Origin of the sequence: Mycobacterium sp. WUMAC-067, assembly GCF_020217485.1 — a bacterium.
Classification (GTDB): Bacteria; Actinomycetota; Actinomycetes; order Mycobacteriales; family Mycobacteriaceae; genus Mycobacterium.
In genome coordinates this window covers 109422-123039 of sequence record NZ_JAEKMI010000008.1, presented here as the reverse complement: position 1 = coordinate 123039, position 13618 = coordinate 109422, and the positions used below count along the sequence as shown (strand labels likewise).

General features: G+C 66.4%; 10 protein-coding genes. All 10 read left to right on the top strand.

All coding sequences use genetic code 11. The annotated features are described in order from the left end of the window. Positions 1-911 precede the first annotated feature (911 nt). The 10 genes from JF781_RS08195 (at position 912) to JF781_RS08150 (ending at position 13604) form a co-directional block, all read left to right on the top strand. Positions 912-2303 (top strand): condensation domain-containing protein, encoded by a 1392-nt coding sequence (locus tag JF781_RS08195; RefSeq protein WP_225326932.1) that lies wholly within the window; start codon positions 912-914, stop codon positions 2301-2303. 33 nt (positions 2304-2336) lie between these two features. Further along, positions 2337-3983 (top strand): ABC transporter permease, encoded by a 1647-nt coding sequence (locus JF781_RS08190; RefSeq protein ID WP_225326933.1) that lies wholly within the window; start codon positions 2337-2339, stop codon positions 3981-3983. After that, on the top strand, positions 3983-5329 hold the full coding sequence (locus JF781_RS08185; RefSeq protein ID WP_225326934.1) for a wax ester/triacylglycerol synthase family O-acyltransferase: 1347 nt from the start codon (positions 3983-3985) through the stop codon (positions 5327-5329). The genes JF781_RS08190 and JF781_RS08185 overlap by 1 nt, the downstream gene beginning before the upstream one ends. Then, entirely contained in the window at positions 5329-6576 is a 1248-nt protein-coding gene (locus tag JF781_RS08180) for a hypothetical protein (RefSeq protein ID WP_225326935.1), read from the top strand. Before JF781_RS08185 ends, JF781_RS08180 begins: the two co-directional genes overlap by 1 nt. 239 nt (positions 6577-6815) lie before the next feature. Beyond that, the gene (locus tag JF781_RS08175) at positions 6816-7142 is read left to right on the top strand and encodes a hypothetical protein (RefSeq protein ID WP_225326936.1); all 327 of its coding nucleotides are present in this window, start codon (positions 6816-6818) and stop codon (positions 7140-7142) included. A 324-nt stretch (positions 7143-7466) separates the two neighbouring features. Further along, a complete protein-coding gene (locus JF781_RS08170) occupies positions 7467-8855 on the top strand; it encodes a PPE family protein (RefSeq protein WP_225326937.1) in 1389 nt (462 codons plus the stop codon). Positions 8856-9268: 413 nt separating this feature from the next. Next, positions 9269-9754, top strand: a complete 486-nt coding sequence (locus JF781_RS08165; protein WP_225326938.1) for a hemerythrin domain-containing protein — start codon at positions 9269-9271, stop codon at positions 9752-9754. Positions 9755-9883: 129 nt separating this feature from the next. Then, the gene (locus JF781_RS08160) at positions 9884-12208 is read left to right on the top strand and encodes a nitric-oxide reductase large subunit (protein ID WP_225326939.1); all 2325 of its coding nucleotides are present in this window, start codon (positions 9884-9886) and stop codon (positions 12206-12208) included. A 2-nt stretch (positions 12209-12210) separates the two neighbouring features. Continuing rightward, the gene (locus tag JF781_RS08155; RefSeq protein WP_225326940.1) at positions 12211-12837 is read left to right on the top strand and encodes a hypothetical protein; all 627 of its coding nucleotides are present in this window, start codon (positions 12211-12213) and stop codon (positions 12835-12837) included. After that, positions 12834-13604 (top strand): slipin family protein, encoded by a 771-nt coding sequence (locus JF781_RS08150; protein ID WP_225326941.1) that lies wholly within the window; start codon positions 12834-12836, stop codon positions 13602-13604. Before JF781_RS08155 ends, JF781_RS08150 begins: the two co-directional genes overlap by 4 nt. Positions 13605-13618 lie beyond the last annotated feature (14 nt).

Genomic DNA, 13618 nt, shown 5'->3' with positions numbered 1-13618 from the left:
TCGCGGGAGGGGAACGGCGGGTGTCGGACGACCATCGTCGATGATTCCCCAACTGTTTGTCTGCGCGTAACCCTGAGTCAACATTGTCAAATGTCAGTGCGCTGCCAAAACCTCGCGGTCGCCTTCGAATCCACGTGCGAAGCGTTCGGTCTGCGGGTTCGCCGAGGCGGGGTTCATTGAACTGTTGAACGCCCCAGGGAAACCGACGCGTTAATCGCCCCTGAGCTCCGCCTAATATTTGGACGAAACTGACGCGCAGTTTGCTGACAGCGCTGGGGATCCGGCCCAATCACGTGCCGCCTTCGTATCGGCGGGAGCGTGCGACCCAGTGCCACCGCACTTTTGAGCATGGCTATGTTGTTTGCCCGGACCATCCGTGCCAGAAAGGTTCGGCTGACACTATTCCAATACGGCCATACATCACGATATGGTAACCGAGGCGCCGTTTCGGCAGGCCCAGCATCGTCTCGGGTGGCTTCGCCAAGACAGCGCTCTGTGGGTGGGAATCGACAGGTTGGTCATCGCGTCGAGATAAATGCTTGTTCGGGCAGCAGTTCTGTGTTAACGCACGCGCTTTAATGACCCCCCATCGTCGATGACCTCACACGGGCACGCGACGAGTTGTCAGAAGTTCCTGGGGAATTGCTCGGGCCCGAAAGGGGAATTCATGATTGCGCCGCAGGCGCGCCGGCGAGTCATCACTTTGCGCCGCTTGGCAACATGCGGGTCGCCAACTCACATCACGCTGAACTTAATCTCTCGCGCGCATTCGTCGACGCATCCGGCGGTGCGCCAATCGCCAGGCCCGCGTAGCGGGGCTCTTTGGGCCCTCAGCTCGTTCAGCAACTCATGCGCGGTGCCGTTAAGGTCATCCGAACTGGCGTCACCAGCTGACGGACGAAAGGTAACGCATGTTCTTGGGCACGGTTGAGGACTGGACGGCCGAGGGCACCGTCGTATCCTGGTACCCCACCGCGACCACCTATCGGCGCGCGGCCGAAGCGCAATACCATCCGGCGCCGGTCAGTTATCAGCAATCGCAACATCTTCGGTACTACCGACGCCAGGTCAGCCGGGGCCGTGATATCCCACGGTTGTGCATCGGGGCCTGGGAAATCAGCGGTGTCTGCGATATCGATGCGATGACGTACGCCGTGAATGCGCACCTGCGGCGCCACGACACCTACCACGACCGGTTTGCCTTCGGCGACGGCGACGAGGTCCTTCGCTACGTCATTGCCGACCCGGAGGTCATCACTTTGGCGCCAACGGATCTCGGGAGGATGGGCCCGCCGCAGATCCGCAAACTGCTTCTCGACACTCCCGATCCCCTGCAATGGGACTGCTTCACCTTCGGCGTCATCCAGGGCGACGACCGGTTCACGGTCTTTATCGCCGTAGACCACCTGCGCGCCGACGGTATGTCGGCCGGGGTGATCTTCCTCGACATCCAGACAATGTACTTCAGCGCGCTGCAGCAGGCGCAGAGTCCGTTGGCGCCCGCCGCCAGCCATCGCGAATACAGCGCGAATCAGCACGCGTACACCAGGAGCCTGAACGAAGAGTCGCCCGAGATCCGGTCGTGGCGGGCCTTTCTCGCGGCGAACAACGGGGCGCTGCCGAAATTTCCGCTGGAGCTGGGCGAGGCGGCCGCGGATACGCCGGGGGCCATCGACGTGTTCGACCTGATCGATGACGACCAGGGCCGACGGTTCGAAGCGGCATGCCGCGCCGCGGGTGCGCGTTTCAGCGGTGGCGTGTTCGCCTGCGCCGCCCTGGCCGAGCACCGGTTGACCAGCGCCGCAACATATTTCGGCCTCACGCCGTTCGACAACCGCCGGGATCCCGCCCACGCCACCGCGGTCGGATGGTTGGCCAGTTTCGTCCCGTTGGCAATTCCGACCGCCGGCGCCTCGTTCGACGAGGTCGTCGCCGCCGCCCAGGCATCGTTTGACGCGAACACGGCCCTGGGCGCTGTGCCCTACTACCACCTGCTCGAGGCGCCGGACCGATCGTCAGGCCCCATCGAGGTACCGGACCGACCGGTTCCGATGCTGTCCTACATCGACATTCGCAAGTTGCCGTTCGGCGACTACTTCGACGGCCTGCGCGCCGGTGTGTGGGGTGACAACCGGCTCTCGGAGACGGTGTGCATGTGGGTCAATCGCATGCACGACAAAACGCAGCTGGTGGTCGCCTACCCCGGCACCGACGTCGCCCGCGGGTCCATCTCGCGCTACGTCGAGACGATGCGCGCCGAGTTCACCCGGGTGGCCGACGCCGGGCTGAACAGCGATGCATGATGCGGTTTCCGTCCCGCCGCAGGAGGTCTCGGCATGAGTGCCCTGGTTGCACTCACCGCGCGGACCCTGTCAGGCTCCCGGCGCGATGCCGACCTACTGTTCGCGGCGCTGGCGCCTGTGGGCTGCTTCCTGGGGTTCACCTTGGTGTTGGGCAGTCTCATCCACACCGGTTCGATGACCTACCCGCAATATGTCCTTCCGGTGGTCATCGTGCAGGCGATGCTGTTCGGGGCGATGACCACCGCCGACCGCGCCGCACGAGACCGACTGTCCGGCTTCGGGTCTCGGCTTCGGACTCTGCCGCTGCCCGCGGCGGTGCCCCTGGCCGCACGGATGCTCTATTGCTTGATACGTTCGGTCATCGCGCTCGTCGCCGCTATCGCGGTCGGGTGGTTGTTTGGCTTCCGGATGGTCGGCGGACTGGGCGACACCGTCCTGTTCGTGATCATCGTCGTGGCGTTCGCGTTGGCGGTGTGCCTGGGCGCTGACGCCCTCGGCTCGCGGGTCGGCACCGTCGAATCGTCGAGCCAGTTGCTGCTGCTGCCCCAACTGGTCCTGGTCCTGTTATCCACGGGTATCGCTCCCGCGGAATCGTTTCCGACATGGCTGGGCCCGTTCGTCCAGCACCAGCCGGTCTCCCGGGTCACCGACACGTTGCGCGGACTCGCCGCCGGTCACGCAACGCGTGGGGATTTGGCGGTGGCATCGGCGTGGTGCCTTGGAATGCTGACGCTTTTCGGCGTTCTGGCGGTGCGGATGCAGCAACGCGCGGCCGGAGGAAGTGTCCGCGCGGCCCGGGCCGTCCGGATTCCAGCGCGGGATGCCCGGCAGGCGCGGGACGTGTCCGCCGAACAACCTCGCAGGGCGGTGAATGCCACTGCACCACAGGGGATTTCGTTCGCACCGTCACTGACCTCCTTCGTCAGTCACAGCGCCTCGGAGGCGGGGCGGCTCCTGCGTCGCTGGCGGCGCGACCCGATCGTCGCGGTGCAGGCGCTGCTGTTCCCGACCTTCCTGCTCATCGTCTACAAATTGCTGATCGGCAAGGCCGTTCTGGCCGTCACGGGACACGACAGCCTCTATGGTCTGGTCCCCATGTGTGCGGTGGTCGGCGCCGTGTTCGGAACCCTCGGCGCCGGTTTGGCTTTGCCGGCAGAGCGGGAGTCGGGCGTGCTGACGAGGCTGTGGGTGCAGCCGGTCCATCGGGCCAGCACCGTGGCCGGCCGGCTGGTCGCCGAGGCCGCCCGCACCACCGCGTCCGCCATTGTGCTCACCGTCTTCGGGATGGCTCTGGGTCTGCGATTCAGCTACGGCTGGATCGCGGCACTGGCCTTTGTGTTGGTGCCCGTGGCGATTTCGGCAGGGATGGCGACGCTGGTCATCGCGATCGCCGCCCGCGCGGACGGTAAAGCCATGGTGACCTGGCTGGGCGCGGGATGCGTGCTGCTGCTGTTCCTCAACACCGGTGTCGCGCCCGCCGGGGTGTTTCCGGGCTGGCTGCAACCGGTGGTGCGCTTTTCACCCATATCACCGACGATCGAGGCGATGCGCGCGCTCGCCGAGGGCGGGCCGCTGCTGTCGCCGATGTGGCAGGCGGGCCTGTGGGCCGGTGTCCTGGTCGCGGTGTTCGCGCCGGCCGCGGTGCGCGGGTATCGCGCCGCCGCCGAGGCGGGCTGCTAGTGACGAGGCTGGGGCTTTTGGACCAGGCCGCGTTCCTGCGGTTGCGCGCCACCGGCCAAGGCAGCACGGTGCAATGCACGTGGGTCTACGACCGCGACGTGGACATCGACGAATTGCGGTCCTTCCGAGACAATCTCGGCGCCGGCCTGCTCGGGCGCCGGATCGAGCGTTCACCACTGCCATTCGGGCGTCATCGCTGGGTCGTCGACGACCGCTCGCCGGACATCGCGTGCGAGCCGCCGCAACCGCGGCGTGAGATCGGCGCGTGGATCGAACGACGAGCGCGGGTGCGCGTCGACCCCGAACACGGCCCGTCGTTTCACCTCGGGCTGTTGCCGTTCGACGACGGTGGGGCGGCCGTCACCCTGGTCGCGTCGCACTGCGTTGTCGACGGGCTCGCGATGGCGGCGGCCATCACCGAAGCGGTCAAGGGAGAACGACGCGATCGCGGCTACCCGCAGCGGAATTCGCGTGGCCGGTGGCGCGCGATTCGGGAAGATCTGGTTGACGCCGTTCTCGCCCTGCCGGCCGCGATCCGGGCGCTGATCGCGACTCTGGCGATACTGGTCAAGGCCTCGTCGGATCGGCAGGTTCACCCGCAGGCGCGGGCGCCTCGGGCGCACGATCCAATGGGTCAGGGCCAGAACGCATTCGGGTCGGTGACGATACAAACCGACGCCGCGGCATGGGACGCACGTGCCCGCGGCCTCGGCGGCAGCAGCAACACGCTGTTCGTCGCATTCGCCGCTCGCGTGGCGCACCGGATGGGCAGGGTGCTCCCCGACGGATGCTCCGTGACGGTGGTGCTTCCGGTCAGCGATCGCACCGCCGATGACGACCGCGCCAACGCGCTGACCTCGATCACACTCACCGTCGACGGCCACGCGGTGGTCCACGACCTGAGCGGCGTGCGTGCAGAAGTCAAGAACCTGCTGACGTCCCTGGATCGACAACCCAACGAGATGCTCGCCGGATTGCCACTCATTCCGTTCACGCCGCGATGGGTGGTGCGTCGCGCCGAGGGCATCGCCATGTCGTCCGGCCAACTACCGGTGGGTTGCTCCAACGTCGGCAACCTCGATCCCGCCGTCCGCCGCATCGACGGTGCGGACGCGACCGAGTTCTCGATGCGGCTGGCCGAGCAGGGCATCACGCAGTCGCGCATCGCGCAAACACGCGGCCAATTGTTCTGCGCCACAGGAACGGTCAACGGCAGCCGATTTCTCACGATGGTCGCCTACCAGAGCGGCGCCGGCGACACCACAGCGGCCACGCGTGAGCTCGCGCGTGGCGCGCTGGCCGACCTGCGGTTGTGCGCCGCCACGGTCTACGAGGGCGGGATGTGATGGTGGACCTCGGCCTCGAGGCCGATCAACGCACACGCCGCCGTTACGTAGCTATCGCCGTCGCGATCGCGGCCTGGGCGGCGGCCGTGCTGTGGTTCGCGATCAAGGTCGTTCCGCTCGACGTGTACTGGATGTCGTACTACACCGCCGACTACACGCACGGCTTCGTGCGCCGCGGGCTCGCCGGTGAGCTGGTTCGGTTGGCCCCACGCCACTACTTCACGGCCACGCTCGGCTTGCGGTGGTTGTCCACCGCGCTCTATTTGTGCGGCCTGGCAACGGTTGCCGGTGTGGTGCTCTTCAGTCGCCATCCGTCTGAACGCAGGCTGCTGGTCGCGGGGGTGATGCCGTTGTTGCCGTTCGGTGTCCCGTTTGCGGCCTTCTCGGCCCGGCCGGACCTGTTCGGCGCGGCGGCTCTGGCGGTGTTCAGCTCGGCGTTGGCGCTCACGCGTTCCCGGCCCGTCGCGACGGGCTGGTGCGCCGGCTACGGCGCCCTCATCGCCGCGCTGACGCTGGTGCACGAGGCGATAGGGCTGCAGTTCGCGTTGGGGGCGCTGCTGGCCATCGCCGTCCTCGGCGGCGCGTTGGAAACGGCCCAGCGCCGTGGCATGGTGCTGGCCGTGTTGCCGGGCGTCCTCACCACGGCCGCCGTGGCGGCGTTCGGTCGCCACGACATCGCCCGTCAACTGTGCGCGGCGGTGCCGCACCACCCGGTGCCCAACCCCTTTGCCACGGTCACATCGCCGGCGACGCTGGTGCGCTATGTGTTTGCGGGGCAACCGAGTCAAACCGATTATCACGACTGGGTGTGCCGCAACGTGATGCCGAACTACGACAACGGAATCGCGGACGCCATCCGGGCCGTCGGGAACATCGGCGCGCTCGGTCTCACAGTCTCGGTGATCTTCGGTGCCGGTGCCGCCGCGGTGACGGTGTGGGGTCTCAGCGTCCTGTCGGGCGTACCGCTGCGCGCGTTCGTCGAGGTGCTGCGGGGGCAGACTACCTGGGTGACCACTGGCCTACTGTTGATCGTCCCGGTCTTTCTGACCGGCTTCGACTGGACCCGCTGGCTGACGATCGTGGCGTTCGACGTTGCGGTCGTTTTCGTCCTTTTCGCAGCGCGCAGGCCGGAGATCGATCAGCCGCCCACGCCAAAAACGTTGCGGTTGTTCATCCTTCTCGTCATCGCGCTCGCCGTGATCCCGGTAGGCGCGGTTCCGGGTTTCGGCGGACCGCGGATGGTCTGACGACGCCGCCCTTTTCGAGCTGGCGCACGATCGATGCCGCACCAACGTATGTCGATCATCGTTTTTGCTGGACGTGACGGCTTGGCTGGTGATGTATCGCGGCTGGTAGAGTGCATGGCACTGTGAATTTCGGAGTGGGAATGTTTTCACGGTGGCCGCGAGGACAAGCTGCGCTGGCCATCGTTGCTGCGCTGACCCTCGTCGCAGCTGTACTCGGTTGCGGGGCTTTGCGAGCCGAAATGGCCGCCAACGCTTCACCGCCGGAGGTGGCGGCTTCGTCGGTCAGCCCGCTTTCCAACCCGATATACCCGGACCACGAGTCGGTTCCGGTGCGTCGCCTCGGCGTCGGCTCCACTGTGAACGACGACAAGGCGTTCAAGAGTGCCGCGTTAAAGCGCGATCGCGGAAGCACTTTCGCCCTTTCCACTCCGCGGCAGTCCGGCTCGTCGGCCCCGCCCGCTGTCGGGGTAATCTGGTCACAGCAGCGCGTCGATACGCCGGCGCGCGCGCCGGCGACCAGCCCCGTCGGGCACAATATTTTTCAATACTGCGTCGCCCGTTGCTGATCGGGCACACCGGCTCGTCGGCGTGCAACACCCTCGCACGGCGAGCTGGACGCTAGCCGCTCTCAGCTCCGGCGCCCCCGGCATCCGCTGATCGGCTTGTCTGGGCTGTTTCAGCGATGCGTTGTGGCCACCACACCCGGCACCGCCGCGAAATCCGGCGTGCCAGTTAACGGAATTCCGAGGTCACGGGCGTCCCAGGTCGCTGCGTGATGCGTTGGGCGCTTGGACTTTTCACCACCACTTCGACTGCTGACCAGATGTCGCGTGCGAGCACCGCGGCATCAGCAAGGTCCGCCCAAAGAGTCACCAAGGACAGGGATAGGCATGGATTTTGGCGCGTTACCACCGGAGATCAACTCCGGTCGAATGTATTTGGGACCCGGTCCCGAAAGTTTGCTGGCCGCCGCGGCGGGATGGGAGACGCTGGCCGCCGAGCTGACTGATGCCGCCGGCAGCTACCAAGCCGTGATCGCCCGTCTCACCGACGAGTCCTGGTCGGGGCCGGCGTCGATGTCGATGGTGGCCGCGGTCATGCCCTACATCACGTGGATGACGGCGACCGCCGAGCAATGTCAGCAGGCCGGCGCGCAGGCGACGGCCGCCGCGGCAGCCTTCGAAACCGCTTACGCAATGACGGTCCCGCCTCCGCTGGTCGCCGCCAACCGCGTTCGGCTTCTGGCATTGATCCAGACCAACATCTTCGGGCAGAACACGCCTGCGATCATGGCCACCGAGGCCGAGTACAGCGAAATGTGGGCCCAAGACGCGACCGCGATGTACGGCTATGCCGCCAGTTCGGCGTCGGCCTCGGCACTTTCGCCGGTGGCGCCGCCACCCCCGCAAACGACCACTTCGACCGCCGTCGCCGGCCACATCGGCGCCGTCACCCACGCGGCGCTCCAGTCCGGCAGCACCGCCCACGCGACGGCGACGCAGTGGGCCTCCTCGGTGCCGCAAACCCTGCAAGGCCTGTCGACACCCGGCTCGTCCTCGAGCACCGGGCTGTCGCAGGCGGCGATGGGCACGGGCGCTTCGCTGGGATCGTCGGGGGCCACCGCCCCGCTCAGCGCGCTGTCGGGTCTGACCAACGCCTCCGGCAAGGGGGCGACAAAGAGCGCGAGCACGGGCGCGGGCGCCGCGACGGGACTTGCCTCGACGCTCGCGGCCGCACCTGCACTCGACGGTGGCACGGGCGCCCTGGCCGGAGAAGCGGCCGGGTTCGGGGCCGATGGCACCGGCCTGATCGCCGACACCGGCGGAATCGGAATAGACCTCTACGGCCTCGATTTGGATTACCAGGGGCTCGGTTTGGACTACCAGGGATTGGCGCTGGACTACGCGGGCGCCGGTTCCATCCTGGGGGCCGAGGGCGCCGGCGGAGTGGAGGGCATAAGCGGTATGGGCGTCGCGGCGGGCTTGGGAAATCTCCCGCTGGCAGGAGTGGGCCACGGCGCCGCGGCGGGTGTGGGCCAAGCCAGCTCCCTGAGCACGTTGTCCGTGCCACCGAGTTGGGCCGCCACCGTGTCGTCGGTCACGCCGCTGCAGGCTCTCCACTCCAGCACCATGCCGGGCGGATGGGCCGCGGCGCCGACCCCCGGCCCTACCGTGTCCAAGTTGCCGCTGGGCGGCATGGTCGGACGCGAATCCGAGGGCGCGGTTCAGCGCGTCGGCCTGCGTGTCTCGCTCATTCCGCATTCGCCGGTGGCCGGGTGATGCGCCGACGCCGACCGCGGGCCGTCACGGAGGGCGCGAGCTCTCCGAATCCGAAGGAACGCGCGACCGGGCCGGCGGCCCGAAAACCGCTGGCGTTCATCGCAAACGCTTCGATGTGCGCTGCCGTCATCGTGGCGTTCGGGGCATCGACACCGGCGCAGGCCGGCGCCGATCCGGATCCGGGTGGCCCCAGCCCCAATCCCTTCGGCGGCCTCAGCTGCAGCTGCCCACAGCCCGGGCCCGCCGGCAGCCCTGGTCAGAGACAGCAGCTCATCGGGGGAATGCAGCAGGGGCTTGCTGTCGGGCAACGGGAACCGAACGTCGGTTCGTCGCCGGCAAGGCCCCCGGCTTGACCGATTGCCCGCTACGAGACCGACCTCCCCAATCCGCAGACCGACGTAGAGGAGCACGTGATGCCCGACCGGGTGTTATCCGCCGAACTCATGCGGCAACACCGCGAAATCGCCGCTGCGATCGAATGTTTCATCGAGAAGCTCGGTGGCGGCGACCGGCACCCCGAGCTGCTGAGGGCGACGATGGACGCGCTGCGTCGGCACATCTACCTGGAGGAGACTTTCCTGTTCCCGCCAATTCGGAAGGCGGGGATCATGATGCCCATCTTCGTGATGATGCGCGAACACGGCCAGCTGTGGCGGACGATGGAAGCCTTGACGCGCCTGCTCGCTGACCGGACGGGAGGTCCGCGACTCGACGCTACCTGCGACCAGCTGCTGGACCAGCTGCACGAGCACAACTTCAAAGAGGAGCCGGTGGTTTACCTGCACGCCGACTACGAGTTGCCGGCGCCAACGAGCGCGCAGCTGACCCGGTTCGTCGTCACGGGCCGCATACCCGATGGATGGGTGTGCCAGCAGGCGGGTACGAAACGCGCTCGGTAGTCGGCTAACTGGATCATGCGCCCACCGCGGCGGGCGTGATGCAGCTCATAGTGAATTTCTACAATCGCCATTGTGTAATTACCCGGACAGATTTCCCTCCTTCATCCAGCCCGAGGAGCGCACCGGCACATGGCAATCCGATCAGCACCGTCACGACCTACCACGCCAGCACCCTCCACCTCGTTGATCGGCAAGGGTTGGGCTCAGGGCGTGGCCCTGGTGATGATCTTTGGGTTCTTGGTGATGGGCATTTTGGTGTACCGGACCTACACCGCCTCAATGCCGTTGCCGGCCAACGTCGTTAGTGAATCGGGCGAGGCGCTGTTCACCGGCGCCCAGATCACCCGCGGCCAGGAGCTTTATCAGGCGCGCGGCCTGATGCAGTACGGCTCCGTGCTGGGGCATGGCGCTTACCTGGGGCCCGATTACACCGCGGAATATCTGCGCATGTCGACCAACGATGTGGCCGCGCAATGGCGGGCGCAGGGGGCGGCCGATGCCAAGGAGCGGGTGGTGGCCGAGTTTCGCGCCAACCGCTACAACGCCGACACCAAGACTCTGGTGTTCACCGATAAGCAGGCGGCCGCCTTCGACCACATCCAACAGCATTACGCGGATTATTTCGGGGAGAAGTCCACCAAGTACGGACTATTGCCGCGCATGATCACCAGCAAGGCCGACATCCATGACCTCACTGCGTTTTTCGCGTGGACGGCGTGGGCGTCCGCCGCCGAGCGGCCGGGTCACAGCTACAGCTACACCAACAACTGGCCGGCCGAGCCGCGAGTCGACAATGGGCCCACCGCATCGATCGTGGTGTGGTCGGTGTTGTCGCTGGTCACCCTGCTGGGCGGGACCGGGATCATGTTCGCGGTGTACGGGCGGTGGAGCCAAAAGATCGGGTGGCACAGCGCCGAGGCATCCACGTTGTCGTTCCGCCAGCCCGGCGAGGTGGGACTGACCGCCTCGCAGCGCGCCGCGATCTGGATCTTCGGAATCGTGTCGGTGCTGTTCTTGGCGCAAACCCTGATGGGTGGCGCCGTCGAGCACTATCGCGCCGACCTGTCGGCGTTCTACGGGCTGGACCTGGCCAAGCTGTTGCCGTTCAACCTCGCCCGCACCTGGCATGTGCAGCTGTCGCTGTTTTGGACGGCGGCCGCGTTTCTGGCGGGCGGAATCTTCCTGGTGCCCTTCATCAGTCGCCACGAACCGCGACGGCAGAGTTGGCTGGTCTACGGCCTCCTCGGCGCGCTCGTCTTGGTCGTCGGCGGCTCACTGATCTGCGAGGCCCTCTCGATCTACGGGGTGATTCCCGCGGGCGGCTTGTTCTCCCAGCAGTGGGAATTTCTCGACCTGCCGCGGTTGTGGCAGATCCTGCTGACCGTCGGACTGTTCTTGTGGATCGCCATCATCTGGCGCGGCATCCGCGGAAAGCTCAAGGGCGCGTCGAAGATGAACCTGCCGTGGATGTTTTTCTTCACCGGCCTGGCGATCCCCGCCTTCTATGCCGTGGGCCTGTTGGCCGGCCACGACACCCACTACTCGGTCGCCGACTTCTGGCGGTTCTGGGTGGTCCACCTGTGGGTGGAGGACTTCCTCGAGCTGTTCACCACCGTAATGGTGGCCTACATTTTCGTCCTGCTGGGGGTGGTACGCGAACGCATCGCGCTCGGAGTGATCTTCCTCGATATCATCCTGTATTCCGCCGGCGGTGTGATCGGCACGATGCACCACCTGTATTTCTCGGGAACCCCCGTGGAACACATGGCACTGGGCGCGTTCTTCTCGGCGGCCGAAGTGATCCCGCTGACCTTCCTGACCGTCGAGGCCTGGGCCTTCCTTCAGCTAGGGTCTCGTCAACAAAGCCACGAAACACCGTTCCCGCACCGCTGGGCGGTCATGTTCCTTGTCGCGGTGGGCTTCTGGAACTTCTTGGGAGCAGGCATCTTCGGGTTCCTGATCAACCTGCCCATCGTGTCCTACTACCAGATCGGCACCGCACTGACCGCCAACCACGCCCATGGAGCGATGATGGGTGTGTACGGCATGCTGGCCGTCGGTCTGGCGATGTTCGCCTTCCGTTACGCGATCCCCGCCGCCAAGTGGCCGGAAAAGTGGGCGCGGCTGTCCTTCTGGTGCATGAACATCGGCCTGGCCTGGATGGTGTTCGCCACCCTGCTGCCGCTGGGGGTTTTGCAGCTGTACCACTCCGTGAGCACAGGGTATTTCGAGGCGCGTTCGCTGGGCTACCTCACCCGCCCCGGCAACTCGCTGATCGAATGGCTGCGGCTGCCCGGCGACTTCGTCTTCATCCTGGGTGGTGTCCTGCCGTTCGTCTGGATCGCGTGGACGGCGATACGCAACGTCCGCCGCGCGCCGGCCAGCGACGAACTGAACGAACACCCGCTCTACACCGAACTCGACCCGGTCCCCTCGGCATCGCAGAAAGGTTGACGATGGCGTCCCCTACCGTCGCGGCCTGGCTGGTTGCCGGCTATGCACTGGCACTGGTGGCCACCGCCTGGGGTGTCGACATGATGGCGCGGCGGGTGTCGCAGCGCGCCGCGCAGTGGCGCAGCGGCCGATTCCGTTATCACGCCGATCATGACGCGTGGGTGTGTCCCGAAGACCACTGGCTGTGGCCGAGTTCCTTCGATCCGAAGCATCGGGTGATGCGTTATCGGGCGAAGCCCAGCGTGTGCAACAGCTGCCCGGTCAAATCGACCTGCACGACCTCGGAGCACGGGCGCGAAATCAGCCGCGAGATCGACCCCTGGCCGCATTCCGAGGCAGGACGCTTTCACCGCGGAATCGCCTGCTGCGTAGCCACTTTGGCGGTCGTGATGCCCCTCGTCATGCTCGCCAGGCTGCACTCCCCCGCCGACCTGCTGGTTCTGATCGGCGCCATAGCCATCGCGATGGCGGCGGGGTTGCCGCTGGCCGGCCATTTGTGGCGTACCCCGTCAGACGCTCCCGAGCACGTGGCGCACCGCTCGGGGATGGAAGACCAGGTGGCCGTCGCGGTCGACCGCTATTCGACCCGCTGGGGCGCAGGCCGATCGGAGAAGGGCGCCGCACCGTGAGCGCGCGGCTGCTTGTCGCTGGTCTGACGATCGCGGGGCTGCTGATCGTGCTTGCGCTCGTTTCGCTGGCGGTGGTGCGCGAGTACGAGCGCGGGGTGGTGTTCCGGATGGGGCATGCCCGCCCGCTTTACGGGCCGGGGCTGCGATGTTTGATTCCGCTGGTGGACAAGATGATCCGGGTCGACCAGCGGGTGGTCACGTTGACCATCCCACCGCAGGAAGTGATCACCCGTGACAACGTGCCGGCCCGGGTCAATGCGGTGGTGATGTTCCAGGTGGTCGATCCCCTCAAAGCGATTCTCGCCGTGGAAAACTACGCAGTGGCCACCTCACAGATCGCGCAAACCACCCTGCGCTCGCTGCTGGGCCGCGCAGACCTGGACACCTTGCTGGCCCAACGCGAGGATCTCAACAACGATCTGCGGACCATCATCGAGGCGCAGACCCGACCCTGGGGTATCGAGGTCCGGGTCGTGGAGATCAAGGATGTCGAGATCCCCGAATCCATGCAGCGCGCGATGGCCCGCGAGGCCGAAGCCGAACGCGAACGCCGCGCCAAGGTCATCAACGCCCGCGGCGAACTACAGGCGTCCGACGAGCTGCGCCAGGCCGCTGAGACCCTGTCGAAGAATCCGGCCTCGCTTCAACTGCGGTACCTGCAAACGCTTTTGGAGCTGGGCGCCGACCAGAACTCGACCGTGGTGTTCCCACTGCCCGTCGACATACTCACGCCTTTCCTGCGTCGCTCACTAACACCCCCGTCGTAATCGTCGGCCGGCGA

Bases quoted from the DNA above. Each gene is read 5' to 3' on its own strand.
- JF781_RS08165 (WP_225326938.1), top strand. From the start codon at position 9,269: ATGCCCGACCGGGTGTTATCCGCCGAACTCATGCGGCAACACCGCGAA.
- JF781_RS08160 (WP_225326939.1), top strand. From the start codon at position 9,884: ATGGCAATCCGATCAGCACCGTCACGACCTACCACGCCAGCACCCTCC.
- JF781_RS08155 (WP_225326940.1), top strand. From the start codon at position 12,211: ATGGCGTCCCCTACCGTCGCGGCCTGGCTGGTTGCCGGCTATGCACTG.
- JF781_RS08195 (WP_225326932.1), top strand. From the start codon at position 912: ATGTTCTTGGGCACGGTTGAGGACTGGACGGCCGAGGGCACCGTCGTA.
- JF781_RS08190 (WP_225326933.1), top strand. From the start codon at position 2,337: ATGAGTGCCCTGGTTGCACTCACCGCGCGGACCCTGTCAGGCTCCCGG.
- JF781_RS08170 (WP_225326937.1), top strand. From the start codon at position 7,467: ATGGATTTTGGCGCGTTACCACCGGAGATCAACTCCGGTCGAATGTAT.
- JF781_RS08175 (WP_225326936.1), top strand. From the start codon at position 6,816: ATGGCCGCCAACGCTTCACCGCCGGAGGTGGCGGCTTCGTCGGTCAGC.
- JF781_RS08180 (WP_225326935.1), top strand. From the start codon at position 5,329: ATGGTGGACCTCGGCCTCGAGGCCGATCAACGCACACGCCGCCGTTAC.